Source organism: Micromonospora ureilytica, assembly GCF_015751765.1.
GTDB lineage: Bacteria > Actinomycetota > Actinomycetes > Mycobacteriales > Micromonosporaceae > Micromonospora > Micromonospora ureilytica.
Genome location: NZ_JADOTX010000001.1, coordinates 2,972,075 through 2,996,996 on the forward strand (window position 1 = coordinate 2,972,075; position 24,922 = coordinate 2,996,996).

Consider the following 24,922-nt stretch of genomic DNA (forward strand, 5'->3'; position numbering starts at 1 on the left):
AATGGCGCTACGCAGTCGAGGGCCGACCCGGATGGGGCGGCCCTCGACTGGAAGATTGTCCGGCGGCGTCCTACTCTCCCACACCCTCACGAGTGCAGTACCATCGGCGCTGGAGGGCTTAGCTTCCGGGTTCGGAATGTAACCGGGCGTTTCCCCTCCGCCATGACCGCCGTAACTCTATGAACATGTCAAACAACCCCGGGCATAATGTCACGGGTGTTCGCTTGTTCAGAGTTGCACAGTGGACGCGTAGCAGCTTAGTAGTCAAGTCCTCGGCCTATTAGTACCGGTCAACTGAACCCGTTACCGGGCTTACATTTCCGGCCTATCAACCCAGTCGTCTAGCTGGGGGCCTTACCCCACCAAGGTGGGTGGGATACCTCATCTTGAAGCAGGCTTCCCGCTTAGATGCTTTCAGCGGTTATCCCTTCCGAACGTAGCTAACCAGCCGTGCCCTTGGCAGGACAACTGGCACACCAGAGGTTCGTCCGTCCCGGTCCTCTCGTACTAGGGACAGCCCTTCTCAAGTATCCTACGCGCACGGCGGATAGGGACCGAACTGTCTCACGACGTTCTAAACCCAGCTCGCGTACCGCTTTAATGGGCGAACAGCCCAACCCTTGGGACCTGCTACAGCCCCAGGATGCGACGAGCCGACATCGAGGTGCCAAACCATCCCGTCGATATGGACTCTTGGGGAAGATCAGCCTGTTATCCCCGGGGTACCTTTTATCCGTTGAGCGACACCGCTTCCACTCGCAAGTGCCGGATCACTAGTCCCGACTTTCGTCCCTGCTCGACCTGTCAGTCTCACAGTCAAGCTCCCTTGTGTACTTGCACTCAACACCTGATTGCCAACCAGGCTGAGGGAACCTTTGGGCGCCTCCGTTACCTTTTAGGAGGCAACCGCCCCAGTTAAACTACCCACCAGACACTGTCCCTGAACCGGATAACGGTCCGAAGTTAGATACCCAAATCAACCAGAGTGGTATTTCAAGATTGCCTCCACCCATACTGGCGTATGGACTTCACCGGCTCCCACCTATCCTACACAAGCTAATTCGAGTACCAATGTCAAGCTATAGTAAAGGTCCCGGGGTCTTTCCGTCCTGCCGCGCGTAACGAGCATCTTTACTCGTACTGCAATTTCGCCGGGCCTGTGGTTGAGACAGTGGGGAAGTCGTTACGCCATTCGTGCAGGTCGGAACTTACCCGACAAGGAATTTCGCTACCTTAGGATGGTTATAGTTACCACCGCCGTTTACTGGCGCTTAAGTTCTCCGCTTCGCCCCCGAAAGAGCTAACAGGTCCCCTTAACGTTCCAGCACCGGGCAGGCGTCAGTCCATATACATCGAATTACTTCTTCGCATGGACCTGTGTTTTTAGTAAACAGTCGCTTCCCCCTGCTCTCTGCGGCCATACAACGCTCCACCCGCGCGGGGCTTCACGTCTCCGGCCCCCCTTCTCCCTAAGTTACGGGGGCAATTTGCCGAGTTCCTTAACCACAGTTCGCCCGATCGCCTCGGTATTCTCTACCTGACCACCTGTGTCGGTTTGGGGTACGGGCCGCTAAGAACTCGCTAGAGGCTTTTCTCGGCAGCATAGGATCACTGACTTCACCTGAATCGGCTCGGCATCACGTCTCAGCCTTCATGTGTTGCGGATTTGCCTACAACACGGCCTACACGCTTACCCCGGCACAACCACCGGCCGGGCTCAGCTACCTTCCTGCGTCACCCCATCGCTTGACTACTACCCATCAGGTTCCCACGCTCCCTCAGATCAGTCCGAAGACCTCACCAAGTTCGGGCGGTTAGCACAACGAGGTTCATCAGGGACGCTCTTTCGCGGGTACGGGAATATCAACCCGTTGTCCATCGACTACGCCTCTCGGCCTCGCCTTAGGTCCCGACTCACCCAGGGCGGATTAGCCTGGCCCTGGAACCCTTGGTCATCCGGCGGAAGGGTTTCTCACCCTTCTTTCGCTACTCATGCCTGCATTCTCACTCGTGCCGCGTCCACAACTGGGTCACCCCGCTGCTTCACTCGCGGCACGACGCTCCCCTACCCATCCACACACCTGCACAAGGAATCAAGTCCAAGCGAGGTTAAAATGTGAATGCCACAGCTTCGGCGGTGTGCTTGAGCCCCGCTACATTGTCGGCGCGGAACCACTTGACCAGTGAGCTATTACGCACTCTTTAAAGGGTGGCTGCTTCTAAGCCAACCTCCTGGTTGTCTATGCGACCCCACATCCTTTTCCACTTAGCACACGCTTAGGGGCCTTAGCTGGTGATCTGGGCTGTTTCCCTCTCGACTACGAAGCTTATCCCCCGCAGTCTCACTGCCGCGCTCTCACTTACCGGCATTCGGAGTTTGGCTGATTTCGGTAAGCTTGTGGGCCCCCTAGACCATCCAGTGCTCTACCTCCGGCAAGAAACACGCGACGCTGCACCTAAATGCATTTCGGGGAGAACCAGCTATCACGGAGTTTGATTGGCCTTTCACCCCTAACCACAGGTCATCCCCCAATTTTTCAACATTGGTGGGTTCGGCCCTCCACGCGGTCTTACCCGCGCTTCAGCCTGCCCATGGCTAGATCACTCCGCTTCGGGTCTAGGACACGCGACTGAATCGCCCTATTCAGACTCGCTTTCGCTACGGCTCCCCCACACGGGTTAACCTCGCCACATGCCACTAACTCGCAGGCTCATTCTTCAAAAGGCACGCCGTCACCCCGTAAGGCTCCGACGGATTGTAGGCGAACGGTTTCAGGTACTATTTCACTCCCCTCCCGGGGTACTTTTCACCATTCCCTCACGGTACTTGTCCGCTATCGGTCACCAGGAAGTATTTAGGCTTACCAGGTGGTCCTGGCAGATTCACGGCAGATTTCAGGGGTCCGCCGCTACTCGGGAACACCCACAGAAGGTCAGCAACTTTCACCTACCGGACTTTCACCGTCTACGGTCAGCCATTCCAGACTGTTCGACTAGCCACTAACTTTGTAACTTCTCAAACAAGTGTCAGCTTGTTTAGCAGGGTCCCACAACCCCGACCACGCAACCCCTGACAGGTATCACACGCAGCCGGTTTAGCCTCGATCCGCTTTCGCTCGCCACTACTCACGGAATCACTAAATTGTTTTCTCTTCCTACGGGTACTGAGATGTTTCACTTCCCCGCGTTCCCTCCACACACCCTATGTGTTCAGGTGTGGGTGACACCACATGACTGGTGCCAGGTTTCCCCATTCGGACACCCTGGGATCACAGCTTGGTTGACAGCTCCCCCAGGCCTATCGCGGCCTCCCACGTCCTTCATCGGCTCCTGGTGCCAAGGCATTCACCGTTCGCCCTTGACAACTTGACCACAAAGATGCTCGCGTCCACTGTGCAATTCTCAACAAACGACCAACCCACAACCCGATCCGCCCCACACCAAAACCCAGTCCCAAGGGGACCAGCGGTATGTGGGGCCAGGCCATGCCTGGCAGACTTCCAGCCCCCACAACGGGAGGCTGGCCAAGTCTCTGAAACAACAACCAATGGTTGTTCCTTCAGGACCCAACAGGGTGCTCACATTCTCCCCCAGCCGCACCAACAGCAACCGTTCCCACCAACCCGAAAGTTAGGCTGTACTAAGCGCCGCCGGCCGTTGCCAGGGCAAAACTTGCCAGTGTCTCCGCCATCTGAGCACCCCGACCCAACATACGTGGGCCGCGGGCTCCTTGCACCCTTTCAGGTGAAGGTGCTCCTTAGAAAGGAGGTGATCCAGCCGCACCTTCCGGTACGGCTACCTTGTTACGACTTCGTCCCAATCGCCAGCCCCACCTTCGACGGCTCCCTCCCACAAGGGGTTGGGCCACCGGCTTCGGGTGTTGCCGACTTTCGTGACGTGACGGGCGGTGTGTACAAGGCCCGGGAACGTATTCACCGCAGCGTTGCTGATCTGCGATTACTAGCGACTCCGACTTCACGGGGTCGAGTTGCAGACCCCGATCCGAACTGAGACCGGCTTTTTGGGATTCGCTCCACCTCACGGTATCGCAGCCCATTGTACCGGCCATTGTAGCATGCGTGAAGCCCTGGACATAAGGGGCATGATGACTTGACGTCATCCCCACCTTCCTCCGAGTTGACCCCGGCAGTCTTCGATGAGTCCCCGCCATAACGCGCTGGCAACATCGAACGAGGGTTGCGCTCGTTGCGGGACTTAACCCAACATCTCACGACACGAGCTGACGACAGCCATGCACCACCTGTGACCGCCCCCGAAGGACCTCACATCTCTGCGAGTTTTGCGGCCATGTCAAACCCAGGTAAGGTTCTTCGCGTTGCATCGAATTAATCCGCATGCTCCGCCGCTTGTGCGGGCCCCCGTCAATTCCTTTGAGTTTTAGCCTTGCGGCCGTACTCCCCAGGCGGGGCGCTTAATGCGTTAGCTGCGGCACAGGAAACCGGAGAGGTCCCCCACACCTAGCGCCCAACGTTTACAGCGTGGACTACCAGGGTATCTAATCCTGTTCGCTCCCCACGCTTTCGCTCCTCAGCGTCAGTATCGGCCCAGAGACCCGCCTTCGCCACCGGTGTTCCTCCTGATATCTGCGCATTTCACCGCTACACCAGGAATTCCAGTCTCCCCTACCGAACTCTAGCCTGCCCGTATCGACCGCAGGCTTGGAGTTGAGCCCCAAGTTTTCACGGTCGACGCGACAAGCCGCCTACGAGCTCTTTACGCCCAATAAATCCGGACAACGCTCGCACCCTACGTCTTACCGCGGCTGCTGGCACGTAGTTGGCCGGTGCTTCTTCTGCAGGTACCGTCACTCTCGCTTCGTCCCTGCTGAAAGAGGTTTACAACCCGAAGGCCGTCATCCCTCACGCGGCGTCGCTGCATCAGGCTTCCGCCCATTGTGCAATATTCCCCACTGCTGCCTCCCGTAGGAGTCTGGGCCGTGTCTCAGTCCCAGTGTGGCCGGTCGCCCTCTCAGGCCGGCTACCCGTCATCGCCTTGGTAGGCCATCACCCCACCAACAAGCTGATAGGCCGCGAGCCCATCCCAAGCCGAAAAACTTTCCACCACCAGCCATGCGGCCAGAAGTAATATTCGGTATTAGCCCCCGTTTCCGAGGGTTATCCCAAAGCTTGGGGCAGGTTGCTCACGTGTTACTCACCCGTTCGCCGCTCGAGTACCCCGAAGGGCCTTTCCGCTCGACTTGCATGTGTTAAGCACGCCGCCAGCGTTCGTCCTGAGCCAGGATCAAACTCTCCAACAAAAAATTAGTTGAACAGCATCCTGACAACAAACAAATGTTGCCAAAGGAATCCCAACCAGCCAGCAAAAACTGACCAGTCCGGGGTATAAATCATAATTGGCACTGGCTTTACAAGCACCCTGTTGAGTTCTCAAAGAACAACCACACACCGACCAGAAGCCCCACCACAGTGGAACCCCAACCGGGGCTATTTCCCGCTCATGTCCGGCGCTTTCAGCGCCAGGCACTTTTACTACGTTACCCGCTCGTTTCCGCCGTGTCAAACCGATATTTCGCGGTTCGTCGTGCTTCACCCGAATAACGCGGGCACCATGTCGCAACCGGCTTGCGCCGCTCTCGTCATGGATTCGGTAGGCCGGCCGTCGCGATTTCTCGCGACCCGCCCGGTGCCCTACCGGTTCGTAACCATACCCGGTCGGTTTCGCCGCGCCAAATCCGCCTCGCGGCGTTTCTGGTGGCACCTCCCGGACGGGGTTCCCGGTGGGCGTGCCCACCCGGCCCCCAGGCCGTTGGCCGGCGCTCCGGCCGTCTCAGGCTTTCGCCTGTTTCGTCCGTTCCGCGCTGGCAGAGAGAAAGTTACGCGTCCGGCGGGATGATCGTCAAATCCGCCGGACGCGTCCCCCGTCACATCGTCGACGGACGGCTATTCACCCAGCTCAACGCCCGCGAACGAACGCTTCCCGCGTCGCAGCACCAGGTATCGCCCATGCAGCAGATCGGCCGGCGACACCCCAGCGTCCACGGCGGTCACCCGATTGTTGTTGACGTAGGCGCCGCCCTCGGCGATCACCCGACGGGCCTCCTTGAGACCACTCACCAGCCCGGAGTCCCGCAGTAGACCTGCCACATCCGGCAATTCGCCGGAGAGGCGTACGAGACCCGCCTCGGTCAGGGCTGCGCGCAGAGTCTCCGGCGCCAGCTCGTCCAACGATCCGCGGCCGAAGAGCGCCTGGCTGGCGGCGATCGCCTGCCGGGTCTCGTCGGCGCCGTGCACCAGGGTGGTCAGCTCCTCGGCGAGCGCCCGCTGCGCCAGACGGGCCGCTGGCCGCTCGGCGGTGGCCTTTGCCAGCTCTTCCAACTCGTCGCGGCTGCGGAAGCTGAAGTACCGCAGGTAGCGGTCGACCTCCTGGTCCTCGACGTTGAGCCAGAACTGGTAGAAGGCGTACGGGCTGGTCATCGTGGGATCCAGCCAGACGGCGCCGCCCTCGCTCTTGCCGAACTTCGTGCCGTCGGCCTTGGTGACCAGGGGGGTGGTGAACGCCTGCACCGGCCCGGCACCTCGGCGCCGGACGTAGTCGACGCCGGCGGTGATGTTGCCCCACTGGTCGGAGCCACCGAACTGGAGCTGACAGCCGTGCCGGCGGTGCAGCTCGTAGAAGTCGTTGGCCTGCAACAGCTGGTAACTGAACTCGGTGAAGCTGATGCCGGTCTCCAGCCGGGCCCGCACCACCTCCCGCGCCAGCATCTTGTTGACCGGGAAGTGTTTGCCCACGTCGCGGAGGAACTCGACGATCGACATCTCGCCGGTCCAGTCCAGGTTGTTGACCAACTGGGCCGCGTTGTCGCCGGTGTACGACACGAAGGGCGCGAGCTGCTCGCGGATCCGCTCGACCCAGCCGGCGATCACGTCGAGTGGGTTGAGTGCGCGTTCGGCGCTCTCCTTCGGGTCACCGATCTGACCGGTGGCCCCGCCGACCAACAGCAGCGGGCGGTGGCCGGCGAGTTGCAGCCGGCGGGCCATGAGGACCTGCATGAGGTTGCCGACGTGCAGGCTCGGAGCGGTGGGGTCGAAGCCCACGTAATAGGTGGCGACCGCTCCACCGTCGAGCAGCTCGCGCAGCTCGTCGAGGCCGGTCGAGTCCTGTATCAGGCCACGCCAGAGCAGGTCGTCGGTCAGGGAGTCCCGCCCGGGCGGCGGAGGGCTGCTGTCGGTCACGGTCACCAATTCTCCCCCATCGCCGGCACCGAGCCGTACCGGGTTTGGCGCAACCCGCCCCGGCTAGGCTTGCGCCCCGTTGATCGAGGAGGGCTTTGCCATGGAGATTCCGGATCTGACGGGCGGTTTCGTCGCCCTGCTCGGCCTCAAGTTCGAGGAGGCGAGCGCCAACCGGGTGGTCGTCAGCTGGCAGGTCCGCCCCGAGCTGCACCAGCCGTTCGGCATCCAGCACGGCGGGGTGTACTGCGCCGTCGTGGAGTCCGCGGCCAGCGTGGGCGGCGCCCTCTGGTTGGCCGACCGGGGCACGGTGGTCGGGGTGTCGAACCAGACGGACTTCCTACGCGCCGTCCGGGACGGCGAGCTGACCGCCGTCGGCACCCCTGTGCATCGGGGCCGCAGCCAGCAGCTCTGGCAGGTCGAGATCACCGACGCCGACGAGCGGCTGGTCGCCCGTGGTCAGGTCCGTTTGCAGAACCTCTCCCGCGACTGAGCGACGGCGTACGCCGGATGGCTCAGCTGCGGGCCTCGTCCAGCACCGGCTCCGCGGCCTGGTCGGCGTCGGTGTCGGTGTCATCGGGTACCCGGCTCAGTCGTACCTCGGTGATCGCCCGGTGGTCGATGCCGGCCACCACCAGCACCCAGCCGTCCAGCGTGACGTCCTCGCCGGCGACGGTGGGGATGTGCCCGAGCCGGGCCAGCACCAGCCCGGCGACGGTCGTGTAGTCACCGGCGGGGCGCGACGGCAGCTCCACGCCGATGTCCGTGAGGTCGTGCACCGGGAAGGTGCCGGGCAGCAGCAGCGCGCCGTCGGGGTCGCGGCGCACCGAGCGCACATCCCGGTCGGTCTCGTCGTAGATCTCGCCGACGATCTCCTCCAGAATGTCCTCCAGTGTCACGATGCCGTCGACGGCGCCGCGCTCGTCCACGACCAGCGCGATGTGCTGACGCTCGGCCTTGAACTGGCGCAGCGCGTCCACCACCGGTAGCGAGTCGGGCAGCAGCATCGGCGGTCGGGCGATCTCGTCGACCGGGCGGTCGTCGGGCACACCCACCAGGTCACGCAGGTGGATCACCCCGGCCGTGTCGTCCAGGCCGCCGTGGCGCACCACCGGAGCACGGGAGTGCCCGGTGGCGGCCAGCACGAGCCGCGCGGCCTCCGCGGTGGTCCCGCTGTCGAGCGTGAAGACCTGCAACCGGGGTACGAGGACAGCCCGCAACCGCCGGTCGGCGATCTCCACGGCGCCCGCGATGATGGTGCGCTGTTCCTTGGTGAAGCCGTGGTTGCCGGCGACGATGTCGCGCAGTTCGTCCGGGCCGATCTCCTCCGGCTGGTGTTTGGGGTTGAGCCCGACCAGGCGGACCACCACGTCGCTGGTGGCGCCGAGCGCCCAGACGGCCGGCCGGGTGAGGCTCGCGAGCAGGTCGAGTGGGCGGGCCACCAGCAGCGCCCACCGCTCGGCGGACTGCATGGCGATCCGCTTGGGCGCCAGCTCGCCGAAGACCAGGGTGACGAAGGTCAGCGCCAGGGTGACCATCACGATCGCCGCCGTCTCGGCGGCGCCGCCGAACACCCCGAGCAGGGGCACCAGGGGTTTGGCCAGCGAGACCGCCGCGGCGGCGGAGGCCAGGAAACCGGCGAGGGTGATGCCGATCTGGATGGTGGCCAGGAAGCGGTTCGGGTCCTTGGCGAGCCGGGCCAGCACCCGCCCGGCCCGGCTGGTGCGCTCCAGCCGCTGGATCTGGCTGTCCCGCAGCGACACCAACGCCATCTCGCTGCCCGCGAAGAGCGCGTTGATCACGACCAGGACTCCGACCAGGGCCAGTTGGCTCCCGTAGCTCTGCACGCCCGGTTCGCTCCCTCGTGGTGGTGGCACCGGCCGCTACGCGCGGCACCCGCCGGTCGGCGAGCCCGCCCGGCGTAGGCGTTGTCTTTGCCCCGTCCGGCGCCGGCCGAATCCTGCCTCGGCGACGCTACGCCAATCGGGCGTCAGCGACGCCACGTCGAATCGGGCGTCAGCGACGCCGCGCTGAATCGGGCGTGGACGGCGCTACGCCGTCGCGGTGCTCGGTGACGCCGGCAGGTCGAGGACGTACGAGTCGCCCTCCGGTCGGAAGCCGAGACGGTGGTAGTAGGGGGCGACCATCCGGGGCGGGCTGACCACCCGGTGGAAGCCGCGCTCGGTGAAGAGGTGGCTGCGCCGGTAGACGAACTCGCCCGGGGTGAAGTCACGGAACTTCGGGGTCACGTAGTCCAGATCGATCTGGGCGACACCGGGCGCCTCGGCGTGGGACAGCACCACCCCGACCACCTCGTCGGCCGTGACCACGAGGAACGCCGAGCGCCCCGACGCGGCCGGGTCCCAGTGGAAGTCGGGGTTGAACCGGGCGATGTCAGTGGCGTGCACCCGCAGCGTGTGCGCGAGGAACTGGTCCCCGACACCGACCTCCACCACCTGGTAGGTCTTCTCGTCGTGCCGGGTGGCGAGCATCCCGCGCAGGTACCAGATGTTGATCACCGCGAGCACGACGTTGAGCCCGACCCCGGGCCAGACCTCGATCGCGGCGTTGTAGCCGATCAGCACGAAGCAGCCGACGAGGTTGAGCGCCCGCAACCGCAGGATGCGCGACTGCAGCAGCGACCAGACCAGCACCGCGGAGCCGGCCCAGCCGACGAGATCCAACCAGTTCACGTCGCGAGACTAGTGCCCGCCCAGGTCAGGGCCATCGGCGGGCAGCTCGAGCAGCCACTCCTCGACGTCTTCGCCGCGGCCGTTGGCGTACCCCGAGTCTTCACCGACCACCACGAACCCGCACTTGCGGAGCACCGCGAGGGAGGCGGCGTTGTCCTTGGCGGCGCGGGCGTGGATCGGCCGGGGCAGCTCGCGCAGCAGGGCGGCCAGGGCCGCCGTGGCGTGACCCCGGCCCCAGCGCGCCGGGTCGATCCAGTAGCTGACCTCGGTCTGCCCCTCGACCGGAAAGGCGCTCACGTAGCCGACCACGTCGCCGTCGACCTCGACGGTGCGGACCAGGTTCGCCGGGTTGGTGAGCACCCGGGCCCAGTGCGCGGCGAACTCCCGGTGGTCGGACGGGTCCTTGGGGCCGAACGCGGCCATCCGGTTGGCCTCCGGGTCCTGCTGGTGCAGGAAGAACTCGACGAGATCGTCCTCACGGACCGGGCGTAGCAGCAGTGCGGAGGTCATCCGGCGAGGGTACGCAACCGCTGTGACACGAGGCGGCGGCGCGGACTCAGGCGACGACGGCCGCGACGGCCAGCGCGGCGGCCACCAGGGAACTCGCCACCGACAGCACGCGACGCCACGGCACCTTCGCGTCGACCGTCGGCAGTGCGCGCCACCGGGCCGCCGCCTGGGCGATTCCCACCGCGGACAGACCGGCCCCGACCGGCCACAGCCAGGCCGGCACCACCGACCAGTCCCCCATCCGGTGCCCCAGGGCGAGGTAGGCCACCCCCCACACCGTCGCGGCCAGCAGCGTCACCCGGTCCAGTTCGCGGCGGCGGGCGGTGCCGAGCAGTGACAGGCCGCCGAGGAAGGTGAAGGCCACCGCGAGGCCGATACCAATCCAGACCGGGGCGACCGGGGCTGCCGCCTCAGCCTCCTCCTGCGGCACTCCGAGCAGCCGCAGACCGATCGGTTCCACACCCTTGTCGGTGTTGCCGAGCACCACGACCGCTCTGCCGGTGGCCCGTTCGAAGCCGACGTATGACCGGAATCCGCTGGTCGCGCCGTTGTGCCACACCACCTCGCGGTCACCGTGCCGGGTGGTGAACCAGCCGTACCCGATGCGGGTGTCGCCGTCCTCGCGGAAGCGGGCGGTGGCGGCGTCGGCGCCCGACGCGGTGCCCGCGAGGGTCGCGGCGGCCAACCGGGCCAGATCCTCCGCCGTGGACCAGGCGCCGGTGCCGGCCGGGGCGTACCCGGCGCCCGTCCACGGGTCGAGCGGTCTGCCGGCGGCCCGACTGCCGTGGGCGCGTTCGGCCGGCAGGCCGTCGGCCTGGGCGGCGACCACGGTGGCGGTCATGCCGAGTGGCCGCAGCAGCCGCGCCTGGAGCAGGTCGGGGTATGCGACGCCGGCCTTCGCGGCGAGCGCGTGGCCCAGCACTGACACCCCGAAGTTGGAGTAGTGGACCTCACCGCGCCCGTCACCGGGGGTGGCCCGGTCGGCGGCAGCGCGGACGGTGTCGACGTCCTGCTCGGCGTACGGGTTGCCACCGGAGACGTTGGACCACAGCATGCGTGCCCAGGCCAGCGGGGAGCCGAGGGCCACCCGGGGCAGGCCGGCACGGTGGCTGGCCAATTCGGCGAGGGTCACGTCGCGGGCGGGACCGGTGGTCGTGGGCCAGGTGGCGCCGAGCGTGTCGTCGGGATGGACGTTGCCGGCGGCGGCCTGGTCGGCGAGGAGCATGCCGGTGAACGCCTTGGTGACCGAGCCGATCTCGAAGGGGGTGCCGGGCTCGACGGGTCGACCGGCGGGATCCCGGTCACCCAGGCCGGCGGTGCGGATCCGGCCGTTCTCCACCAGGGCGACGGCGAGCCCCCGGTGCCCCGACGGATCGGACGCGGCCGACCGTGCGGCTGCGGCCAGGTCGCGATCGCCACTGGTCTGCGCGCCCAGTCGGGGCACACGGGGCATCAGCGCCACCCCGACCAGGCCGGCGATCAGCGCGACGACGAGGGCGGTGACGGTCGTTCGGCGCATTGTTGTTCCTCCGTGGGGGTGGTCGGATGCGCGGCCGAGCCGCGTCTGGTCAACGGCCAGCGGCGGTGAGGATGGCCAGCAGCGGCACCACGCGTTCGGCCGGGACCGCGTACCGGCCTCGGCCGGCGCTGCGCAGCCAACCGGCGGCGGTGATCTGGCGCAGGTGGTGATGCAGTTGGCCGGTGGTGCCCAACTCCTCGATCTCGGCCAGCTCGCTGGTGCTCTGCCGACCGCCGAGGACCTCCCGTAGCAGCCGCAGCCGCACCGGGTGGGCCAGCGCGGAGAGGGTGCTGGCCAGCTCGGTCCAGTCGGCGGAGAGCAGGTCGTCGACGGTGCGGCCGTACTGCCAGTCGTAGTGCTGGTCGGCGACGCGGACGGTGCCGGTGTAGAGGACCGCGCCTGTGCCGTCGGCCGGCAGTCGTTGCTTGAGGCCGTCGAGGGCCCAGAAGGTGCCCTCGGACGGGGTCGGCGTTGGCGCTGGCGCCGTCGGACGCTCGATCAACGCGGCGACCTGTGCTTCCAATGCGGCGAGCCGCTCCTCTAGAGAGGTCATCCGTCGATAATACGAACATACGTAGTTACGTGCAAACGCCGAGCCAGTGCGCCGCCAGGAACGCCAGGCCCGGCGCGTCCGGCCCCGCCGGTGCGGCCGAGCGGTCGACAATGACCTGACCGACCCAGGGAGCACCGATGAACCGACCTGTCGTGGTGGGCGTGGACGGATCGCCGTCCAGCCTCGTCGCCGCCGGGCACGCGGCGCGGACCGCGCTGCTCCGGTCCCGACCCCTGCTGCTGGTGCACGGCTACCTGCATGCGTCCGGCTACGGCGTGCCGCTCAACCCGTACGACCTCGGGGTGCCCGTGCCCTCGGAGGAGGCGCAGGAGATGTTGGAGCGCACGGCGGCCGAGCTGACCGGCCGGTGGCCCGGCCTGGCCGTCGAGGTGCGTCAGGTCGCCGGCGGCCCGGGGGCCACCATGATCGAGGAGTCCCGCCGGGCCGAGCTGGTCGTGGTGGGCAGCCGCGGCCTGGGCGGGTTCGCCGGGCTGCTACTCGGCTCGGTCGGCGCGCAGGTGGCCGCGCACGCGCACTGCCCGGTGCTGGTCGTCCGGCCGGACGAGCAGCCGATCCCGGTGGACGACCCGGTGCTGGTGGGCGTGGACGGGTCCGAGTCGTCCCGACTCGCCGTCGGCATCGGCGCCGACGAGGCGGCGCTGCGGGACGTGCCGTTGGTGCTGGTGCACGTCGGCCCCGCGGACGGGGACCGGACGGTGCCGGAGGAGATCGAGGAGTCGCAGGCCGCCTACCAGGCCGAGGCGGTGCGGCTGCTGGCCGACGCCTCCGCCGCGGTGCGCGCCGAGCACCCCGACCTGGTGGTGCGGGAGCATCCGGTCCGGGCGGCCGGCGCGGCCCAGGGGCTCATCGAGGCCAGCGGCGCGGCGTCGCTGCTGGTCGTGGGCACCCGGGGCCGGGCCGGGTTCGCCGGTCTGCTGCTCGGGTCGGTCAGTCAGGCGGCGATCCAGCACGCGCACTGCCCGGTGCTGGTCGCCCACCCGGTCAGCTGACCGGCGTGCCGTCACCCCGGCCGAGCATCTGCAGGAAGTCGGTGGTGAGGGCGAACGGGTCGGCCGGCCCGGTGGCCGGCGGCCGGTGCTCGATCTGGTCGGCCAACTCCCCGGCGGCGCGCCGGATCCGGTTGCGCAACGCGCCATCGGCGGTGCCGTCGGACCAGTCCTCCGGGGCAGCGAACACCGCGGTCGGGACCACCACCGACCGGAGGTAGGCGAACATCGGGCGGACGGCGTGCTCCAGAGCGAGGGAGTGCCGGGCGGTGCCGCCGGTGGCGCCGATCAGCACCGGCCGGTCGACAAGCGACTCGGCATCCAGCACGTCGAAGAAGGACTTGAACAGCCCGTTGTACGAGGCGCTGAAGATCGGGGTGACGGCGATGACCCCGTCCGCCCCGGTCACCGTGTCGACGACCTCGCGTAGCGCTGCCGGCGCGAACCCGGTGAGCAGGTTGTTCACCACGTCGTGGGCGTACTCCCGCAGGTCGACGACGTGCAGCTCCACCTCGGAGCCGCGCCGGACCAACTCGTCGCGGGTAGCCGCGGCGAGCTGGTCGGCGAGCAGCCGGGTCGACGAGGGCTGACTCAGCCCCGCCGAGACGACGGCCAGGGTGCGGTGGGTCATCGGGTCGCCCCCTCCGGCGCCTTGCCGGTCACGTCGTCGACGGCGTGCACGGTGCTGTCCTTGGCGCCGCCCGCCGCGGCGACCAGCGAGGCGTGCGTCGGCGCCGCCGGCACGTGCGCCGGACGCAGCGCGTCGAACTCCTTGCGCAGCACCGGTACGACCTCCTCGCCGAGCAGGTCGAGCTGCTCCAGCACGGTCTTCAGCGGCAACCCCGCGTGGTCCATCAGGAACAGCTGCCGCTGGTAGTCACCGACGTACTCCCGGAAGCCCAGCGTGCGGTCGATGACCTGCTGCGGGCTGCCCACGGTCAGCGGGGTCTCCCGGGTGAAGTCCTCCAACGACGGCCCGTGCCCGTAGACCGGGGCGTTGTCGAAGTACGGCCGGAACTCCCGGACCGCGTCCTGCGAGTTGCGGCGCATGAACACCTGCCCGCCGAGGCCGACGATCGCCTGGTCGGCGGAGCCGTGGCCGTAGTGCGCGTACCGCTGGCGGTAGAGCGCGACCATCCGCTGGGTGTGCTCCTTGGGCCAGAAGATGTGGTTGGCGAAGAAGCCGTCGCCGTAGTACGCGGCCTGCTCGGCGATCTCCGGGCTGCGGATCGAGCCGTGCCAGACGAACGGGGGCACGCCGTCGAGCGGGCGCGGCGTCGAGGTGAACGACTGCAGGGGCGTGCGGTACTTGCCCTTCCAGTCGACCACGTCCTCGCGCCACAGCCGGTGCAGCAGGTCGTAGTTCTCGATGGCCAGGGGGATGCCGGCGCGGATGTCCTTGCCGAACCACGGGTAGACCGGGCCAGTGTTGCCGCGGCCCATCATGAGGTCCACCCGGCCGTCGGACAGGTGCTGGAGCATCGCGTAGTCCTCGGCGATCTTCACCGGGTCGTTGGTGGTGATCAGCGTGGTGGCGGTGGACAGCAGCAGCCGCTCGGTGCGCGCCGCGATGTGACCGAGCATGGTGGTGGGTGACGACGGCACGAACGGCGGGTTGTGGTGCTCGCCGGTGGCGAAGACGTCCAGGCCGACCTCCTCGGCCTTCACCGCGATGGCGACCATCGCCTTGATCCGCTCATGCTCGGTCGGCTCCCGACCGGTGGTCGGATCGACCGTGACATCCCCGACGGTGAAGATTCCGAACTGCATGACCAGCTCCTCGCGTGTCAACCGGGTGCCGTCGTGGTACCCGGACGCAGCTCTCAACTTATTTGACGACGCAACTATTCCGTCGGCGGGACGCCTCGCAGTGGCGCCGATCACCCTCGACAACCGGACATCGGGCCGGGAACTCCCCGCTCAGCCGCCCGCCACCGAGGGCAACACCTGCACCTCCGCGCCGTCCTTCACGGGAGTGGCCAGACCGCCGGAGTGCCGGCAGTCTTCTCCGTCGACGAAGACGTTGACGTAGCGGCGCAGCTCACCGCGCTCGTCGCGAATGCGCCGGGCCAGCCGGGGATGCGCGACGGCCATCTCGTCGAGGACCGCCCGCAGCGTCCCCGCGGCGGTGACGTTCAGGCGACTCGCGCCCCCGGCCTCGCCGCGCAGCGGGCCGGGCAGCAACACGGTGACCACGCTCAGACCTCCGCGGCGCGAACGCAGAGCACGTCGGGCAGGTGCGCCGCGACCGACGACCAGGAGTCACCCTCGTCGCGGCTGGCGAAGACCGAGCCGGAGCGGGTGCCGAAGTAGACCCCACCGGGGCTGGCGTCGTCGGCGCACATCGCGTCACGCAGCACCGCCGGATAGAACGGGCCCTCGGGCAGCCCGACCGACAGCGGCTCCCACTTGCCGCCGGCGTCGGCGGAACGGAACACCCGGCAGCGGTGGTCGGTCGGGAACCGCTCGCCGTCGGCCACCAACGGGAAGGCCCACACCGTGCCGCCGCGGCCCGGGTGGGCCACCATCGGGAAGCCGAAGTCGCTGGGCAGCCCATCGGCGATCGAGGACCAGGTGCGGCCGTCGTCGTCGGAGCGGTAGACGCCGTGGTGGTTCTGCGCGTACAGCCGCTCGGGGTTGCCGGCGTCCCGGGCGACCTTGTGCACGCACTGGCCGAACTCCGGCCACTCGTCGGGCATGAAGTAGGCGCGGATGCCGGTGTTGCCCGGCGCCCAACTCGCCCCGGCGTCCTCCGAGCGGTAGACCCCACCTGTGGACATGGCGACCAGCAGCCGAGCCGGGTCACGCGGGTGGGGCAGCACGGTGTGCACTGCCTGACCGCCGAAGCCGGCCTCCCACTGAGGGCGGTGCGGGTGGTCCCAGAGGGAACGGACCAGCTCGAAGCTGCGGCCACCGTCGGTGGACTTGAACAACGCCGAGGGCTCGGTGCCGGCCCAGACCACGTCCGGCTCGTCGGGGCCGGCCGGCATCAGCTGCCAGACCCGCCCGAGGGAGACGCCGGTGTCGGCCGGGAACGCGACAGGCGCCTCGTCGGGCTCGTCCCAGGAGGCGCCGAGGTCGTCGCTGGTGGCGACACTGGGACCGAAGTGTGAGCTGGTCATGCCGGCAAGCAGCCGCGGGGTGGAACGACGGGTGTCGACCGCGACCGCGTAGACACCGGTCATCGGAAAGTGCGGACCGGTGATCTCCCAACTGCGCCGGTCATCGGTGCTGGTGGCGAGAAACAATCCCTTGGCCGTGCCGATCGCGAGCAGCGTTGCCATGACGTCCTCCGAACCGTCGGTGAGCAGGTTCGGTGATTATGGCCACACCCCCCGACAACCTCCGCCGCCCACACGCCGGAGGGGCTGCTCAGCGCCGGATGCGGGGCACGTGTCGGCGGTACGCGCTGACCGTGGGGTCGCCGTCGAGCCAGAACCGCCAGGGCAGGTCGTGCGCGCCGGTCACGCCGACCCGGGGACCGGCCACCACCGTCTCCGGCCGCACCGGTCGGGCCGGGGGCCGCAGGCGGACCGGGCCGTCGCCGAGCAGGTGCGCGCCGTACGCCTCGCGGTCGATGCCGAGCGCGGAGCAGAGCCGGGCGGGCCCGCGGGCGAGGTCCACGTCCCGCCGGATGGCCGGCCGGCGCTCCCGTGCCGTGGTCAGCCCGTCGACCACCTCACCGGCGCGCAGCAGCACGGCGGACGCCTCCCCCTCGACCCCGGTGACCACGTTGACGCACCAGTGCATCCCGTAGGTGAAGTAGACGTAGGCGTACCCGGCCGGGCCGAACATCACGGTGTTGCGTGGAGTGCGGCCCCGATGGGCGTGCGAGGCGGGATCGCCGCCACTTCCCGCGTACGCCTCGACCTCGGTGATCCGGACGGTGACCCCGCCGGCGTGCAGCTCGCAGCCCAGCAGGCCACGCGCCGCCGGCAGCAGTGGACCGGCGAGCAGGTCCGCCAGCGCCGCCAGGTCGGCGGCGGTGCTGCGGTCGCCGGACGACAGGGCCATGTCCCCGACGGTACCCATCCCGCCGCACCGGCACCCGGCCGGGCGCACCGACCTCTCAGCGCTCGTGCCGGTCACCGTGACCTGTTCCAAGGCCCTCGAGTGCCGCCAGCCTTCAACACTTCGTTGACAATTAGGCGTTCATAGGGTGTGCTCGGGGTATGACGACCGAGGACATCTTCACCGCACCGGACCCGGGCCGGGCCCGTGCCCATCGGACGTACGAGGCGTTGCAGCGGATCAGCGAGCGGCACGCCGGCACCGACACCCAGCGGGGCCGCTGGGCCCACCCGTACGTGCTGGACCCGTGGGAGGCGGTCGCCCTGGTCACCGCGCTCGCCGCCGGCGGGGCCGAGCGCGAGCCCGCCGAGGAGCCGATCGACGCGGCCGACCTCACCGCCGCGTTGACCCTGCTGCCCCACGTCCGCGCCGAGCTGGACGCCCTGGAGGCCGGCCTGTTGACGTTGGCCCGCGACCGGGGGCTGACCTGGCAGGCGATCGCGTACGGGTTGGGGCTGGGCAGCGCACAGGCGGCCCGGCAGCGCTACGAGCGGGTCGCCGCCCGCTCGGCCGAGCAGACCACCGGATCCGGCGCGTCCTGAGCCGACACCCGGATCGGCACGCCGCCAGTGCGACGGCGGTCGGGCGGGCACACTGTGCGCACGACGAGGAGGCACCCATGGAGCGCGCGGAAATGCTGGCGTACTGCCTGGCCAAGCCGGGAGCGTGGCTGGACCAGCCGTGGGAGGGCGACGAGGTGGTGAAGGTCGGAGGCCGGATCTTCGCGTTCCTCGGCAGCGACAGCGGCAAGCCGACGGTCGGCATCAAGTGCGGGCCGACCCGGGAGGTGGCCGACGAGTGGCTGCACCGACACCCCGACGACGCCAGCGTGATGGCCTACATCGGCAGGTCCGGGTGGAACACGCTGCGCCTGGACGGCGGGATCGACGACGAGGAGCTGACCGAGGCGGTCGACTCGTCGTACGACATGGTGGTGGCCAAGCTCCCCAAGCGGGAGCGCCCGACGGCCTGAACCGCCGCGGCGCCGGCGGCCAGCGCCGACGCCACGGCACAGCTCAGCGCGGGACGACCCGTTCGGTGGCCCACTCCCGCCAGCCGGCCAGCCGGTCCGCCGCGGCGGCGAGCTGGTCGGCGACCGGACCGGGGCCGGTGGAGCCGGGGGTGGTCCGGGCCGCGAGAGCCGAACGGACCGAGAGCACGTCGCGCACCGACGGGTCGAGGTGCCCGCTGATCGTGGCCAGGTCCTCGTCGGAGACGTCGTTCAGCTCGCACTCCCGCGCCGCGCAGAGCGCCACCAGCTGACCGGTGATCTCGTGCGCGTCGCGGAACGGCACGTTGCGTCGGACCAGCCAGTCGGCGACCTCGGTGGCGAGGGAGAAGCCGACCGGGGCGGCGGCGGCGAGGCGGTCCACCCGGACCGTCATCGTGGAGATCATTCCCGCCAGGGCCGGAAGCAGCAGCTCCAGGGTGTCGACCGCGTCGAAGGCCGGCTCCTTGTCCTCCTGCATGTCCCGGTCGTAGGTCATCGGCAGGCCCTTGAGCATGGTGAGCACTGTCATCAGGCCGCCGACCAGACGCCCCGACTTGCCCCGGGCCAGCTCGGCGATGTCCGCGTTCTTCTTCTGCGGCATGATCGACGACCCGGTGGCGAACGAGTCGTCCAGCTCCACCCAGCCGAACTCGTGCGAGGTCCAGAGCACCACCTCCTCACCGAGCCGGGACAGGTGCACCCCGATCAGGGCGGTGGTGAAGAGGAACTCGGCCACGAAGTCCCGGTCGGCGACGGCGTCCATCGAGTTGGCGAACGACGTACGGAAGCCCAGCTCCTTGGCCACCGCCACCGGGTCCAGCGGAAGCCCGGAACCGGCCAGGGCGCCCGCGCCGAGCGGGCTGATCGCCGCCCGGTGGTCCCAGTCGCGCAGCCGCTCCAGATCGCGCAGCAGCGGCTGCACGTGGGCGAGCAGCCAGTGCCCGAAGGTGACCGGCTGGGCGTGCTGGAGGTGGGTCATGCCCGGCGCGGCGGTGTCGATGTGCCGCTCGGCCTGCTCGACCAGCGCCTCCGCCAGCTCCACCAGGCGACTGGCCACGCCCCGGGCGTGATCGCGCAGGTAGAGCCGCAGGTCGGTGGCGACCTGGTCGTTGCGCGACCGACCGGCGCGCAGCTTGCCACCAAGGCTGCCGAGGCGCTCCAACAGACCGCGCTCCAGCGCGGTGTGCACGTCCTCGTCGTCGATGGTGGGACGGAACGATCCGGAGGCGCAGGCGGCCTCCAGATCGTCCAGCGCCGCCAGCATCCGACCCAGCTCCTCAGGGTCGAGCAGGCCGGCGCCGGCCAGGACCCGGGCGTGCGCCCGGGAACCGGCGATGTCGTACGGGGCCAGGCGCCAGTCGAACTGCACGCTCACCGACAGTCGGGCGAGCGCCTCGGCGGGGCCACCCGCGAACCGGCCACCCCAGAGGCTCGTCCGGTTGGTGGCGGCGCTGTTCTCGGTCAGGCTCTTGTCGTCCACCCCGCCCATTGTGGTCCCCATGGTCAGTGGCCTCCCAGCCGGGCGTCCCGAGCGGCGGCCATCCGACTCGGCAGCCCCCACAGCTGCACGAAGCCCTTCGCCAGCGACTGGTCGAAGGTGTCGCCGGTGTCGTAGGTGGCCATCCCGAAGTCGTAGAGGCTCGCCTCGGAGCGCCGGCCGGTCACCGTGGCCCGGCCGCCGTGCAGGATCATCCGCACCTCGCCGCTCACGTGCCGCTGCGCGTCGTCGATGAACGCGTCCAGCGAGCCCTTCAGCGGCGAGAACCACAGCCCGTCGTAGACGAGCTCGCCCCAGCGCTGGTCGACGCCCTTCTTGAACCGGGCCAGGTCCCGCTCGACGGTCACCGCCTCCAACTCCTGATGGGCGGTGATCAACGCGATAGCGCCGGGCGCCTCGTACACCTCGCGGCTCTTGATGCCGACCAGGCGGTCCTCGACCATGTCGAGCCGGCCCACGCCCTGGGCGCCGGCGCGTCGGTTGAGCTCCAGGATCGCCTGGTACGGGGTGACCGTCTCACCGTCGATCGCCACCGGCACGCCGCCGTCGAAGGTGATCACGACCTCGTCGGGGTCGCGCTCCTGGGTCGGGTCGGAGGTGTACGAGTAGAGGTCCTCGACGGGGGCGTTCCAGATGTCCTCCAGGAAGCCGGTCTCCACCGCGCGACCCCACAGGTTCTGGTCGATGGAGTACGGCGACTTGGCCGACACGTCGATCGGCAGCCCCTTCTCCTCGGCGAAGGCGATCGCCTTGTCCCGGGTCCAGGCGAAGTCCCGGGCCGGCGCGATGATCCTCAGGTCGGGGGCGAGCGCGTTCAGGCCCACCTCGAACCGGACCTGGTCGTTGCCCTTGCCGGTGCAGCCGTGCGACACGATCGTGCCGCCGTGCTTGCGCGCAGCGGCCACCAGGTGCTTGACGATCAGCGGCCGGGACAGCGCCGACACCAGGGGGTAGCGGTCCATGTAGAGGGCGTTGGCCCGGATGGCCGGCAGGCAGTAGTCGGCGGCGAACTCGTCGCGCGCGTCCACCACCTCGGACTCGGCGGCGCCGCAGTCCAGGGCACGCTGACGGATGGCGTCGAGGTCCTCGCCGCCCTGCCCGACGTCGACCGCGACCGCGATCACCTCGGCGCCGGTCTGCTCGGACAGGTACGGAATGGCGACGGAGGTGTCCAACCCTCCGGAGTACGCGAGCACGACCCGCTCGGTCATGGCGTGGTGTTCCCTTCGACTGTGTCTTCCCGGCGGGCCCAGCCGGCGAGCTTGTCTCCGAGTGCGGCCCCGCCGAGGGCCTCACGGGCCACGACGAGGATGGTGTCGTCGCCGGCGATGGTGCCGACGATCTCGGGCAGGCCCGCCCGGTCCAACGCGCTGGCCAGGTACTGGGCTGCTCCCGGCGGTGTCCGCAGCACGGCGATGTTGCCGCTGGAGTCGACCCCGTTGAGCAGTTCGCGCAGCAGCCGTACCAGCCGGGCCGGCGCGGCCTCGGCATCGCGCAACGGGCGCTGCCCGTCCTCGGGGATCAGGTAGACGGCCGGGCCGTCGCCGCCGCGCACCTTGACCGCGCCCAACTCCTCCAGGTCCCGCGAGAGGGTGGCCTGGGTGACGCCCACGCCGTCGGCGGCGAGCAGGTCGGCCAGTTCGGTCTGCGACCGGATGGCCCGGTCGCGGATCAGCTCCACGATCCGGGCGTGCCGGGCCGCGCGGGTCAGCGGCGCGGTCATCGCGGCCCGCCGGTGGCGGTGCCGCCGGTCGCGGTGTCGCCGGTCGCGATTTCCAGCAGGAACGTCAGCAGCGCTTTCTGCGCGTGCAGCCGGTTCTCGGCCTGGTCGAAGATCGCGCTCTGCGGCCCGTCGAGCACCTCGTCGGTGATCTCCTCGCCGCGGTGCGCGGGCAGGCAGTGCAGCACTATCGCGTTCGGCGCGGCCTGGCCGAGCAACTCCTTGTTGACCTGGTACGGCAGGAACGGGGTGATCCGGTCCAACCCGTCGGCCTCCTGCCCCATCGACGTCCAGGTGTCGGTGGCCAGCACGTCGGCGTCGCGGACCGCCTGGGTCGGGTCGGTCAGCACCCGCACCGACCCGCCGGTGTCCGCCGCGATCCGGGCCGCTCGTTCCACCACGGCCGCGTCCGGTGCGAACCCGGCCGGGCCGGCGATCCGCACGTGCATCCCGGCCGTCGCCCCGGCCAGCAGGTACGACTGCGCCATGTTGTTCGCGCCGTCCCCCACGTACGCCAGGGTGCGGCCGGCCGTGCCACCGCACCGCTCCCGGATGGTGAGCAGGTCGGCCAGCAACTGGCACGGGTGGAAACCGTCGGTGAGCGCGTTGATCACCGGCACGCTGGCGCCCGCCGCCACCTCGGCGATGCGCTCGTCGCCGTGGGTACGCAGCACGATCGCCGCGACGTAACGGGACAGCACGCGACCCGCGTCCGCGAGGGACTCGCCACGGCCGAAGTGGGTGACCTGGGTGTCCACGACGAGGGGGTGCCCGCCCAACTCGGCGATCCCGGCGTCGAACGAGATCCTGGTCCGCAGGCTCTGCTTGTCGAAGAGCACCGCCACCGAGCGGGGGCCGACCAGCGGCCGGTGGCCGAACCGGTCCGCCTTCATCCGCGCCGCCAGGTCGAGGACCGCGAACTGTTCGGCGGGCGAGAGGTCGTCGTCGCGCAGGAAGTGCCGGGTCATCGAGTCGTCCCCGTCGTGGTCGTGGGTGTCGGCGTCGAGATCTTGGAAGATTTCGGACCCTGGAGGGGCGCTTTCCCTCCAAGATCTGCGTCGGTTCCGGCGGCGGCCGGGGCGGTCGCGTCCAGTGCGGCGGGCAGCGCCGCGAGGAAGGCGTCCGCCTGGGCGGCGGTGAGGATCAGCGGCGGAGCCAGCCGGAGCGCACCCGGCTGCACCGGGTTGACCAGGAAGCCGGCTTCCCGCAGGGCGTCGGCCAGCACCGACGCCACCGGCGCGGTGAGCGCCACGCCGAGCAGCAGACCGGCACCGCGTACCTCGGCGATCAGCGGGTGGCCCAACGCCTCGATGCCGCGACGCAGCCGCTCACCGACCCGCTTGACGTTGTCGAGCAGGCCCTCGTTGGCGATGGTCGCCACCACGGCGAGCGCCGCCGCGCAGCTGACCGGGTTGCCGCCGAAGGTGGTGCCGTGCGAGCCGGGGGTGAGCAGGTCCTCGGCGGGGCCGAAGGCCAGCGTCGCGCCGATGGGCAGCCCGCCACCCAGCCCCTTGGCCAGGGTGACCACGTCCGGCTCCACGCCCTCGGCCTGGTGCGCGAACCAGTGCCCGGTACGCCCGACGCCGGTCTGCACCTCGTCGAGGACCAGCAGCGCGCCGTGCCGGGCGGTGATCCGCCGGGCCGCGGCGAGATAGCCGGCCGGCGGGACGAGGACGCCGTTCTCACCCTGGATGGGTTCCAGGATCACCATGGCGGTGGCGTCGGAGACGGCCGCGTCGAGGGCGGCGACATCGCCGTAGTCGACGTGGGTCACCTCGCCGGGCAGCGGCCGGAACGGGTCGGCCTTGGCCGGTTGGCCGGTCAACGCGAGGGCGCCCATGGTGCGGCCGTGGAAGCCGCCCCTGGTGGCCACCACGTGGGTACGGCCGGTGCGCCGGGAGAGCTTGAACGCCGCCTCGTTCGCCTCCGCGCCCGAGTTGGCGAAGAAGACCCGACCGGGTCGGCCGGCGAGCGCCAACAGCAGCTCGGCGAGGGCGACCGGCGGCTCGGCCACATAGAGGTTGGAGACGTGCCCAAGGGTCGCGACCTGCTTTGACACCGCCGCCACCACCGCCGGATGGGCGTGACCGAGGGCGTTGACCGCGATGCCGCCCACCAGGTCGAGGTACTCCCGGCCGGCGTCGTCGACCACGACGGCACCGGCGCCGGAGACCAACGCCAACGGCGGTGTGCCGTAGTTGTCCATCATGGACTGCTTCCACCGCTGCGCCAACGTGCTCATGTCGCGTCCGTCCCGTCTCCCGGCACCACCATCGTTCCGAACCCTTCCGAGGTGAACACCTCGAGCAACGTGGAGTGCGCCACCCGACCGTCGACGACGTGCGCGGCGGGCACTCCCCCACGCACCGCCCGCAGGCAGGCCTCCATCTTCGGCACCATCCCCGACTCGAGGCGGGGCAGCAGCTTGGCCAGGTCGTCCGCGGCGATCTCGGACACCAGGCTTGTGGTGTCCGGCCAGTCGGCGTACAGACCGGCCACGTCGGTGAGCACCACGAGCTTTCGAGCCCGCAAGGCGATGGCCAACGCCGCGGCGGCGGTGTCCGCGTTGAGGTTGTGCAACACGCCCTCCACGTCCGGCGCCACCGTGGAGATCACCGGAATCCGACCGGCCTCGATCAGGTCGGTCACCGCGGACACGTCGACCGACTCGACGTCCCCGACCTGACCGACGTCGACCGGCACCCCGTCCACGTACGCCGGACGGCGCACCGCGGTGAACAGCCGGGCGTCCTCCCCGGAGAGGCCGACGGCGTACGGACCGTGCGAGTTGATCAAACCCACCAACTCCCGGCCCACCTGACCGACAAGCACCATCCGGACCACGTCCATCGCCTCGGCGGTGGTCACCCGCAGACCACCCCGGAACTCGCTGGCGATGCCGAGGCGACCCAGCATCGCGGAGATCTGCGGACCACCACCGTGCACCACCACGGGCTTCAGGCCCGCAAAGCGCAGGAAGACCATGTCGGCCGCGAACGCCCGCTGCAACTCCGGATCGGTCATCGCGTTGCCGCCGTACTTGACCACGATCGTCGAGCCGGAGAAACGCGCCAACCAGGGCAGCGCCTCGATCAGCGTCTCCGCCTTGACCTGGGCGCGAGCCAGGTCGCTGCTGAGTGTCACCGCGC

The 24,922-nt window shown here is 69.0% G+C and carries 21 protein-coding genes and 3 rRNA genes; 4 read left to right on the plus strand and 20 right to left on the minus strand.

The annotated features are described in order from the left end of the window. Positions 1-57: 57 nt before the first annotated feature. The 4 genes from rrf to tyrS form a co-directional block, all read right to left on the minus strand. A 5S ribosomal RNA gene (gene rrf, locus IW248_RS13245) occupies positions 58-174 on the minus strand. Between the two features lie 86 nt (positions 175-260). Beyond that, positions 261-3,372 (minus strand): 23S ribosomal RNA (locus tag IW248_RS13250). 389 nt (positions 3,373-3,761) lie between these two features. Continuing rightward, positions 3,762-5,278, minus strand: a 16S ribosomal RNA gene (locus IW248_RS13255). Together the 16S, 23S and 5S rRNA genes form the textbook arrangement of a ribosomal RNA operon. A gap of 643 nt (positions 5,279-5,921) precedes the next feature. Then, the gene (gene tyrS / locus IW248_RS13260; RefSeq protein ID WP_196930175.1) at positions 5,922-7,214 is read right to left on the minus strand and encodes a tyrosine--tRNA ligase; all 1,293 of its coding nucleotides are present in this window, start codon (positions 7,212-7,214) and stop codon (positions 5,922-5,924) included. Positions 7,215-7,314: 100 nt separating this feature from the next. Between tyrS and IW248_RS13265 the strand changes: the two genes are divergently transcribed. Beyond that, complete coding sequence (locus IW248_RS13265) at positions 7,315-7,704, plus strand: PaaI family thioesterase (RefSeq protein ID WP_196927239.1); 390 nt, start codon at positions 7,315-7,317, stop codon at positions 7,702-7,704. Between the two features lie 22 nt (positions 7,705-7,726). On the opposite strand, the gene IW248_RS13270 is transcribed toward IW248_RS13265, so the two are convergent. From IW248_RS13270 to IW248_RS13290, 5 genes are all read right to left on the minus strand, one after another. Next, on the minus strand, positions 7,727-9,058 hold the full coding sequence (locus tag IW248_RS13270; RefSeq protein ID WP_124818802.1) for a hemolysin family protein: 1,332 nt from the start codon (positions 9,056-9,058) through the stop codon (positions 7,727-7,729). Positions 9,059-9,262: 204 nt separating this feature from the next. Next, a complete protein-coding gene (locus IW248_RS13275; protein WP_124818800.1) occupies positions 9,263-9,904 on the minus strand; it encodes a YgjV family protein in 642 nt (213 codons plus the stop codon). 9 nt (positions 9,905-9,913) lie between these two features. Further along, complete coding sequence (locus IW248_RS13280) at positions 9,914-10,414, minus strand: GNAT family N-acetyltransferase (RefSeq protein ID WP_196927240.1); 501 nt, start codon at positions 10,412-10,414, stop codon at positions 9,914-9,916. A gap of 46 nt (positions 10,415-10,460) precedes the next feature. After that, a complete protein-coding gene (locus tag IW248_RS13285) occupies positions 10,461-11,933 on the minus strand; it encodes a serine hydrolase domain-containing protein (protein WP_124818796.1) in 1,473 nt (490 codons plus the stop codon). A 49-nt stretch (positions 11,934-11,982) separates the two neighbouring features. After that, positions 11,983-12,486, minus strand: coding sequence for an ArsR/SmtB family transcription factor (locus IW248_RS13290; RefSeq protein ID WP_196927241.1), 504 nt, complete (start codon positions 12,484-12,486; stop codon positions 11,983-11,985). Between the two features lie 137 nt (positions 12,487-12,623). On the opposite strand from IW248_RS13290, the gene IW248_RS13295 reads away from it, so the two are divergent. Next, a complete protein-coding gene (locus tag IW248_RS13295; RefSeq protein WP_196927242.1) occupies positions 12,624-13,496 on the plus strand; it encodes a universal stress protein in 873 nt (290 codons plus the stop codon). Here IW248_RS13295 and IW248_RS13300 read toward each other — a convergent pair. The 5 genes from IW248_RS13300 to IW248_RS13320 all read right to left on the minus strand — a co-directional run bounded on the left by IW248_RS13300 (position 13,489) and on the right by IW248_RS13320 (position 17,507). Then, positions 13,489-14,124, minus strand: coding sequence for an FMN reductase (locus tag IW248_RS13300; protein WP_196927243.1), 636 nt, complete (start codon positions 14,122-14,124; stop codon positions 13,489-13,491). The genes IW248_RS13295 and IW248_RS13300 overlap by 8 nt on opposite strands. Next, positions 14,121-15,263, minus strand: a complete 1,143-nt coding sequence (locus IW248_RS13305) for an LLM class flavin-dependent oxidoreductase (RefSeq protein WP_124818788.1) — start codon at positions 15,261-15,263, stop codon at positions 14,121-14,123. Before IW248_RS13305 ends, IW248_RS13300 begins: the two co-directional genes overlap by 4 nt. Positions 15,264-15,413: 150 nt before the next feature. Then, positions 15,414-15,689 carry a ubiquitin-like small modifier protein 1 gene (locus tag IW248_RS13310; protein WP_112584619.1) on the minus strand — a complete coding sequence of 92 codons (276 nt, stop codon included), beginning with the start codon at positions 15,687-15,689 and terminating at the stop codon, positions 15,414-15,416. A 2-nt stretch (positions 15,690-15,691) separates the two neighbouring features. Then, positions 15,692-16,777, minus strand: coding sequence for a WD40/YVTN/BNR-like repeat-containing protein (locus tag IW248_RS13315; RefSeq protein WP_196927244.1), 1,086 nt, complete (start codon positions 16,775-16,777; stop codon positions 15,692-15,694). Between the two features lie 88 nt (positions 16,778-16,865). Then, positions 16,866-17,507, minus strand: coding sequence for a DNA-3-methyladenine glycosylase (locus IW248_RS13320; RefSeq protein WP_196927245.1), 642 nt, complete (start codon positions 17,505-17,507; stop codon positions 16,866-16,868). Positions 17,508-17,665: 158 nt separating this feature from the next. Here IW248_RS13320 and IW248_RS13325 point away from each other — a divergent pair, with 158 nt between their 5' ends. Together IW248_RS13325 and IW248_RS13330 are read left to right on the plus strand one after the other, a co-directional pair. Then, positions 17,666-18,106, plus strand: a complete 441-nt coding sequence (locus IW248_RS13325; protein WP_124818783.1) for a DNA-binding protein — start codon at positions 17,666-17,668, stop codon at positions 18,104-18,106. A gap of 77 nt (positions 18,107-18,183) precedes the next feature. Beyond that, entirely contained in the window at positions 18,184-18,537 is a 354-nt protein-coding gene (locus IW248_RS13330; protein WP_124818781.1) for an MmcQ/YjbR family DNA-binding protein, read from the plus strand. Between the two features lie 43 nt (positions 18,538-18,580). Here IW248_RS13330 and argH read toward each other — a convergent pair whose 3' ends face one another. The 6 genes from argH to argB are packed head-to-tail and all read right to left on the minus strand — an operon-like array spanning position 18,581 to position 24,917. Next, positions 18,581-20,044, minus strand: a complete 1,464-nt coding sequence (argH, locus tag IW248_RS13335; RefSeq protein ID WP_196930176.1) for an argininosuccinate lyase — start codon at positions 20,042-20,044, stop codon at positions 18,581-18,583. A 14-nt stretch (positions 20,045-20,058) separates the two neighbouring features. Then, positions 20,059-21,264 (minus strand): argininosuccinate synthase, encoded by a 1,206-nt coding sequence (locus IW248_RS13340; RefSeq protein ID WP_124818779.1) that lies wholly within the window; start codon positions 21,262-21,264, stop codon positions 20,059-20,061. Continuing rightward, complete coding sequence (locus IW248_RS13345; protein ID WP_124818777.1) at positions 21,261-21,776, minus strand: arginine repressor; 516 nt, start codon at positions 21,774-21,776, stop codon at positions 21,261-21,263. Before IW248_RS13345 ends, IW248_RS13340 begins: the two co-directional genes overlap by 4 nt. Beyond that, positions 21,773-22,741: an ornithine carbamoyltransferase gene (gene argF / locus IW248_RS13350; RefSeq protein ID WP_196927246.1), complete on the minus strand. Its 969-nt coding sequence runs from the start codon at positions 22,739-22,741 to the stop codon at positions 21,773-21,775. The genes IW248_RS13345 and argF overlap by 4 nt, the downstream gene beginning before the upstream one ends. Further along, positions 22,738-24,015: an acetylornithine transaminase gene (locus IW248_RS13355; RefSeq protein WP_196927247.1), complete on the minus strand. Its 1,278-nt coding sequence runs from the start codon at positions 24,013-24,015 to the stop codon at positions 22,738-22,740. The genes argF and IW248_RS13355 overlap by 4 nt, the downstream gene beginning before the upstream one ends. After that, a complete protein-coding gene (argB, locus tag IW248_RS13360; protein WP_196927248.1) occupies positions 24,012-24,917 on the minus strand; it encodes an acetylglutamate kinase in 906 nt (301 codons plus the stop codon). The genes IW248_RS13355 and argB overlap by 4 nt, the downstream gene beginning before the upstream one ends. Positions 24,918-24,922 lie beyond the last annotated feature (5 nt).

Excerpts from the sequence above, each read along its gene's own strand:
- IW248_RS13285 (WP_124818796.1), bottom strand. The coding sequence starts at position 11,933 with ATGCGCCGAACGACCGTCACCGCCCTCGTCGTCGCGCTGATCGCCGGC.
- IW248_RS13355 (WP_196927247.1), bottom strand. The coding sequence starts at position 24,015 with ATGAGCACGTTGGCGCAGCGGTGGAAGCAGTCCATGATGGACAACTAC.
- IW248_RS13345 (WP_124818777.1), bottom strand. The coding sequence starts at position 21,776 with ATGACCGCGCCGCTGACCCGCGCGGCCCGGCACGCCCGGATCGTGGAG.
- IW248_RS13325 (WP_124818783.1), top strand. The coding sequence starts at position 17,666 with ATGACGACCGAGGACATCTTCACCGCACCGGACCCGGGCCGGGCCCGT.
- IW248_RS13290 (WP_196927241.1), bottom strand. The coding sequence starts at position 12,486 with ATGACCTCTCTAGAGGAGCGGCTCGCCGCATTGGAAGCACAGGTCGCC.
- IW248_RS13315 (WP_196927244.1), bottom strand. The coding sequence starts at position 16,777 with ATGGCAACGCTGCTCGCGATCGGCACGGCCAAGGGATTGTTTCTCGCC.
- IW248_RS13340 (WP_124818779.1), bottom strand. The coding sequence starts at position 21,264 with ATGACCGAGCGGGTCGTGCTCGCGTACTCCGGAGGGTTGGACACCTCC.
- IW248_RS13330 (WP_124818781.1), top strand. The coding sequence starts at position 18,184 with ATGGAGCGCGCGGAAATGCTGGCGTACTGCCTGGCCAAGCCGGGAGCG.
- IW248_RS13300 (WP_196927243.1), bottom strand. The coding sequence starts at position 14,124 with ATGACCCACCGCACCCTGGCCGTCGTCTCGGCGGGGCTGAGTCAGCCC.
- IW248_RS13320 (WP_196927245.1), bottom strand. The coding sequence starts at position 17,507 with ATGGCCCTGTCGTCCGGCGACCGCAGCACCGCCGCCGACCTGGCGGCG.
- IW248_RS13295 (WP_196927242.1), top strand. The coding sequence starts at position 12,624 with ATGAACCGACCTGTCGTGGTGGGCGTGGACGGATCGCCGTCCAGCCTC.
- IW248_RS13265 (WP_196927239.1), top strand. The coding sequence starts at position 7,315 with ATGGAGATTCCGGATCTGACGGGCGGTTTCGTCGCCCTGCTCGGCCTC.
- IW248_RS13280 (WP_196927240.1), bottom strand. The coding sequence starts at position 10,414 with ATGACCTCCGCACTGCTGCTACGCCCGGTCCGTGAGGACGATCTCGTC.
- argF (WP_196927246.1), bottom strand. The coding sequence starts at position 22,741 with ATGACCCGGCACTTCCTGCGCGACGACGACCTCTCGCCCGCCGAACAG.
- IW248_RS13305 (WP_124818788.1), bottom strand. The coding sequence starts at position 15,263 with ATGCAGTTCGGAATCTTCACCGTCGGGGATGTCACGGTCGATCCGACC.
- argH (WP_196930176.1), bottom strand. The coding sequence starts at position 20,044 with ATGGGCGGGGTGGACGACAAGAGCCTGACCGAGAACAGCGCCGCCACC.